Raw genomic sequence first — 6,064 nt, forward strand, 5'->3', positions numbered from 1 at the left:
TCTGCGGTAAGAGAATCTCTATCGGCTTTCCGGCGCCCTCGGGCATGAGATGGGCGGCGTATATCTTGTCAGGGAGAGAATCCTTTATCCCGACCGCGGCGATGAGATCGAACCTGAGGAGGGAGAGGTCGGTGAGGTCATCCTGGTTCAGGGGTTCGTCCTTGAGGTGCATATGGACGAGTCTGAGCCCCCTGAGCGGCTTCTTCCCGAGAGGATAGTAGGAAAGGTCCGGGAGGAGGATTCCCCTCGCATCCCCGACGATGACGTAGGCGATCTTCCCGGATCGTTCGATGAGGAGGCCTATCTGCCTGCCTAGATCGAAAGAGACCTCGGCAAGGTAGCGGCCGAGTTCGGGCGTGATGACTTTATCCTGCGGAACCCTCCTCCGATAGATCCTCTCTAGCGCGTGTATCTGGGTCCCTTTCAGGCCCGATATATTTCCGTGGATGACCGCTGTGTCTTACCTCCGTTCCTCTTTTCTCTATTCTATCACAGAAGAAATTTTTCTATAATAGTCCAGGGAGGAGGTCAGCCATGAAGATAATCATCGAGAAGACCGTCAACGGCAAGACCCTGAGACTCGTTCAGGGGGACATAACGGAACGCGATGTCGATGCGATCGTGAACGCGGCCAATTCCCATCTTCAGCACGGCGGAGGCGTCGCAGGCGCGATCGTGAGAAAGGGCGGCAGCATCATACAGGAGGAGAGCGACCGCATCGGCTTTGTCCCTGTCGGCAACGCCGCTGTCACCGGAGCGGGAAGGCTGCCCGCCAGGTATGTGATCCATGCCGTGGGGCCGAGGATGGGCGAAGGCGACGAAGACAATAAACTGAGAAACGCGGTACTCAACAGCCTCAAGCTCGCATCGGGAAAGGGTCTGAAGAGTATCTCCCTGCCGGCCATAAGCTCGGGCATCTTCGGTTTTCCGAAAGAGAGGTGCGCCGCGATACTCGTCAGGGAAGTGGCGGCATACCTCAGAGAGACTCCAAAGACAAGCCTCGAACTGGTCGAATTCTGCGTCTATGATGACCTCACGGCGGGTCTCTTCAGGACCGAGGTCGGTAAGGTTACGTAGCCCTATTTCTCCTGAGCGAGCGGCATGCGCATCGTCACCGTGGTTCCTTTGTCGGCCCTTCCACGGATATCGATCTCCCCTCCGAAGAATTTGACACGCTCCCTCATGCCGATCAGCCCGAAGGATTCGGGATCGGAGAGACGCTCTTTCGTTATTCCCTTGCCGTTGTCCTTCACGGTCAGGATAATGTCATCGCCCCATTTGACGCTCGCTTCGACCCGTGTGGCCTTCGCATGGCGGGCGACATTCGTGAGCGCCTCCTGAAAGACGCGGAAGACCGCCGTCGAGCGATCCTTGTCGAGATCGATATGCCCACGGCTGAAGGAGACCTTACAGGGGATCCCGACCCGTCTATGAAACTCACCGGCGAGCCATTCAATGGCTGCTACAGTACCGAGGGTATCGAGGATGGACGGCCTCAGTTCGGAGATGATCTTCTGCACCGTCATGATCGTTTCATCGATCATATCGGACATCGATTTCGTCTTTTCAAACACGGTGTCATGATCTTTGTATTTATTGCCGAGCCACGATACGTCCATCTTGAGGGCGGTCAGAGACTGTCCGAGCTCGTCATGGATCTCGCGGGCGATGTGTGCCCGTTCCTCTTCTCTCACCGCCTCCAGATGCGCGGTGAGGTTGCGCAGCGATTCCTCGGAACGCTTCAGTTCCTCGGTTCTCTCCTGAACACGTGCTTCGAGTTCATCCTTCGCAGCCAGCAAAGCGCACTCCATCTCCCTGCGCTCGGTGACGTCACGCGCGACACCCTGAACCCCGACAATGATCCCGTCCTTTGTAACCGGGCTGACACTGATCTCGACATCCATCGGCGTACCGTCGGCTCGCTGCATCTTGAAGTCGAGCAGGCTGAGCCTTTCCCCGGAAAGCACTTTCTGCAGCGTCTCTCTCGCTTTCAGAAATTCGCCCGGTTCGAAGAAACGCTCGAAGCTCATGCCGCCGACTCTCGTAGAGTCGAAGCCGTACAACTGAGCCGACGGTGAGCAGTAGACCAGTCTTCCGTCCCGATCAACCTGAAAAATGACATCCGTGCTCGACTCCGCGATGAGCCGGAATCGTTCTTCGCTTTCCCTCAGGGCATCCTCCGTCCGCATGCGTTCTCTGACGTCGATCATTACCGTCCGGATCGTCTGCCCGGCGGAGAGGACACTCTCAAGGGCAGCGGCAAAGTCGGTGCCGTCCTTTCGTGTGAGCCCAAGCTCGCACGTCTGAGGCTTGCCCGTCTTTATCACTTCCCTGATGTGATCGCCAAAAATATCGCTGTACCCTCTCTTGACATACCCTCTCTTAACATAACCTCTCTTAACATAACCTATAAAGGGTCTCCCGAGTATCTTTCTTCTTTCGAACCCCAACATGGACGCTCCGGTGAGATTCGTCTCGAGGATGAAACCGTTTTTGTCGAGCGTAAAGTATCCGACGGGGGCAAAGTCATAGAGGTCGGCGTATTTCGTCCGTGCCTCTTCAAGATTGTATTGCGCTTGCCTCAACTCCTCATTCTGCAGCTCCAGTTCTATCTGGTGTGTCTGAAGTTCGTGAATCAGGCACAACGCGCTCTCGTCGGAAAGTCTCTCTAATTTCCCATCGCCGTGTCGCTTTCTGACGAGCGTCTCGGCACGCCTGCGGAGCGGGTCTGCCGGCTTCTTCCCGGGCTGCTTGCAGATTCTTGGTTTGGTCTTCTTCATCGGTCCTTCAGGGCCTGTCTCTCACTTCTTCCCCTTCTTTGTCTTCTTCCGGCGCGTGACGATGTGGATGAACTTCTTGCCCCTTATGATTACGGCCTTTCCGTCAAATTCCAACGTGACGATCTCGCCTTCCGGTTTTTGCACTTTCATCTCCTTTGAAGAAACGCCCCCCTTCTCCTTTATGTAAGCTATCGCCTTCCTGACCTCTTCCATATCTCCATGAGGGCTCAGGGACCATAGTTTCATCTTTTTAAGCTGCTCGGCCTTCCTCCCGGTCTGCCTCTGGAACTCGAGATTGGATTCCGAGATGTGTCCCTGTTCGTCAAGGAGCGCGATGCCGTCCTGCGTCGTCCGGCAGAGAATCTGGTACTTTTCCTCGGACGCTCTTGCAAGCTCGACGACCTTCCTATGCTCGGTGATGTCGATGAAGGTCATGACGATGCCGTCGATGACGTTCTCCATCGTCCTGTAGGGAATGATCCTCATCTCATACCAGAGCCCTTTTTTCGTATGCACCTCCCTCTGCTTGAAGGCGAGGGTCTTCAGCACTTCCCTGGAGTCTTTGACCAGCGCTTCGCCATCGAAGAGCGTCGTAATCTGCTCCATGGGCCGACCGATGTCGGACTGAATGAGGTTCACTAACTTCGTGGCGGCAGGCGTGAAGCGTTTGACCACGAGGTTGTTGTCTAAGAAGATGACAGCTATGTCGGTGCTCGCGAGCAGGTTATTGAGATCGTTGTTCGCGTGAGAGAGCTCCTCGATCTTACTCTGGAGTTCGGCGTTCACCGTCACCAATTCTTCGTTTATCGATTGGATCTCTTCCTTCGAGGTCTCGAGCTCCTCGTTCGTAGACTGGAGCTCCTCGTTCGATGCCTGGAGTTCCTCGTTCATCGACTGGAGTTCCTCGTTGGACGACTGCTGCTCTTCTATCGTATGCTGGAGATACTCCTTTGTCGAGGCAAGCTCCTTCTCGATCTGGGAATGGCGGCTCGCCTCGCCTTTCTTGACCGCCCTTGCCGCTCTCTCCAGATGCGCGGGCGTCGGCGCATCTTTGAAGACGACGAGCAGGAGACCCTTCAACTGCTCTGGTCTCATTATCGGCTTTACTTCGAGGTCGATGTAGTGGACCGTAGAGTCGTATTTGACCTGCACGCCCTCGTGAACAACCTCCTTCTTCTGTGTCAACGCCTTCTTGATCGCCCTTCCGAGCTCAAATTCGAGGCCTTCGCGCGCCATCTCGAGGATGTTCATCCTCGCCTCTCCCGGCGCCGGCTCGAGAAAATTCCCCGTCTTCCCGTGGATGTAAAGGATGTTATTCTTATCGTTCACGATGACGCAGGGCGGGGTATAGTCATCGAGGAGGAGGCGTTTTGCGACCTGGTCTAAGATGACCGGCTGCTCCGGTCTTCTGCCGATGCCGGTCCTCTGTGCCTCGGTTATCCCCTTCAGCGGCGGTATCGCCGGAAAATCGAGGTTCTCAGCCCGGGCAGCAAGGGTAGCCTTCTTGCGCCTGTATATCTTCCACTTCTTCTCTATCGTTGCGAAGAGGTCGCCCGCCTCTCCGGCAGTCTCCGAGGTACCGAGGAAGAGTATCCCGTCCTGGAGCAAAGCGAAATGGAAGAGGGGCAGAAGTCTTTTTTGGATCTGGGGGTTGAGATAGATGAGGAGATTCCTGCAACTCACGAGGTCGAGCCTCGTGAAGGGAGGGTCCTTTATGAGGTCCTGGACCGCGAATACGACCATCTCCCTGACCTCTTTCTTTATCTGGAAGGTATTATCGCCCTTCGCGAAGAATCTCTTCAGACGGTCGGGAGAGACGTCGCTTGCGATGCTATCCGGGTAGATGCCCGAGCGGGCCTTCTCGATCGCGCCCGTATCGATGTCCGTGGCGAATATCTGGACATTGTAATCCTTCTTCATCTTCTCGATATATTCCTTCAGCATGATGGCGATGGAATATGCCTCCTCCCCCGTCGAACATCCCGGGACCCAGACCCTCACGGTTCCCCCGGCCTGCTTCTTTGAGAAGACATGGGGAACAATCTTTCTTCTTAAGGTCTCGAACGCCTCGGCGTCTCTGAAGAAACTCGTCACGCCGATGAGGAGCTCCTTGAAGAGCAGCTCTATCTCGACGGGGTTCCGCTGGAGGTAACTGATATAGTGCGTCACTTCCGATATCTGGTTCACGTTCATCCGTCTTTCAACCCTCCGGACGATCGTCGTCTCCTTGTAATAGGAGAAGTCGCGGCCTGTCTGGCTCCTTATGAGGAGGAGTATCTTATGGAGGTTTTCGGATATCTTGGTCATCAAGACGTCCCGTTTTGCCGTCGCCACGACGTAAGGGTGCCTCACGTACTTCAACAACTGCTCCGGCATCTTCTCGGGAGGCAGTATGAAGTCCGCAAGGCCTGAGTCTACGGCGCTCTTCGGCATCCCGTCGTATTTTGCGCTTTCGGGCTCCTGCACCATCACCATGCCGCCCTCGCCCTTTATGTCCTTGAGACCGAGGGTCCCGTCCGTTCCTGCCCCCGAAAGGACGATACAGACCGCCCTCTCGTTCTGGTCCTTCGCGAGGGAGCGGAAGAAGAAATCGATGGGGTGCCTCATGCCCCGTATCACCTGCGGCTCGAGCAATTGGAGCGAGCCCTTCATGATCGCCATGTCTTTTCCCGGGGGGATGATGTAGACGCAGTTCTTCCTCACGATCATATCGTCTTCGGCCTGAAAGACATCCATCGCGGTGTATCTCGTCAGGAGGTCGCCCATGATGCTCGCGTGAGTCGGGTCGAGGTGGGTCACGATGACGATCGCAACGTCCCCGTCGGCAGGCATATGCGTCAGGAATGCTTCCACCGCCTCGAGACCGCCTCCCGAGGCGCCGACTCCCACGATACAGAGCGGACGGTTATTTCCCTTTGAAGCAGCATCGGATCCTCTTGTCCGTGCAGATCGTTTGCTTTTTTTAACGGTCACGGGCTTGACCTTCCTCAAAATCGCCTTCTTGTTTGCTGCCAACTTCTTCTTCTCCATATCGGTTCCCCCTAACAACCCATGCTTCGCCGCATAGGTTCTCTATCCATAGAGTTCCTGAATCTTCTCCTGCACTTCCTCTGGAGAGAGGATCGCTCCGCCGGGCCTTCCGTAGAAATGGACTTCCGATCTGCCGTTTATCGAGAGCCTCACGTCCTCGACCATCTGTCCGGCGTTCAGCTCGATCGTAAGGAATCTCCTCTTATCACCTGCTAGGGCACCGAGCTCCCTTTCGGGAAAGGGGAAGAGGGTTA

The 6,064-nt window shown here is 55.7% G+C and carries 5 protein-coding genes; 2 read left to right on the forward strand and 3 right to left on the reverse strand.

Annotated elements, in window-relative coordinates:
• Positions 1-172: 172 nt before the first annotated feature.
• Entirely contained in the window at positions 173-316 is a 144-nt protein-coding gene (locus VEI96_07660) for a hypothetical protein (protein HXX57863.1), read from the forward strand.
• Between the two features lie 218 nt (positions 317-534).
• Entirely contained in the window at positions 535-1,077 is a 543-nt protein-coding gene (locus VEI96_07665; GenBank protein HXX57864.1) for a macro domain-containing protein, read from the forward strand.
• Between the two features lie 2 nt (positions 1,078-1,079).
• Here the strand turns inward: VEI96_07665 and VEI96_07670 are convergent, their stop codons facing one another.
• The 3 genes from VEI96_07670 to VEI96_07680 form a co-directional block, all read right to left on the reverse strand.
• Positions 1,080-2,780, reverse strand: coding sequence for a PAS domain S-box protein (locus VEI96_07670; protein HXX57865.1), 1,701 nt, complete (start codon positions 2,778-2,780; stop codon positions 1,080-1,082).
• Positions 2,781-2,801: 21 nt separating this feature from the next.
• Positions 2,802-5,810, reverse strand: coding sequence for a chemotaxis protein CheB (locus VEI96_07675; protein HXX57866.1), 3,009 nt, complete (start codon positions 5,808-5,810; stop codon positions 2,802-2,804).
• A gap of 42 nt (positions 5,811-5,852) precedes the next feature.
• Positions 5,853-6,064: 3-methyl-2-oxobutanoate dehydrogenase subunit beta (locus tag VEI96_07680; GenBank protein ID HXX57867.1), on the reverse strand; the 212-nt coding region annotated here is incomplete at its 5' end.

The sequence above is a fragment of the Thermodesulfovibrionales bacterium genome (assembly GCA_035622735.1).
Taxonomy (GTDB): Bacteria; Nitrospirota; Thermodesulfovibrionia; order Thermodesulfovibrionales; family UBA9159; genus DASPUT01.

Coding starts and splice junctions, on each gene's coding strand:
- VEI96_07675 (HXX57866.1), bottom strand. CDS start 5,810: ATGGAGAAGAAGAAGTTGGCAGCAAACAAGAAGGCGATTTTGAGGAAG.
- VEI96_07665 (HXX57864.1), top strand. CDS start 535: ATGAAGATAATCATCGAGAAGACCGTCAACGGCAAGACCCTGAGACTC.
- VEI96_07660 (HXX57863.1), top strand. CDS start 173: ATGGACGAGTCTGAGCCCCCTGAGCGGCTTCTTCCCGAGAGGATAGTA.
- VEI96_07670 (HXX57865.1), bottom strand. CDS start 2,780: ATGAAGAAGACCAAACCAAGAATCTGCAAGCAGCCCGGGAAGAAGCCG.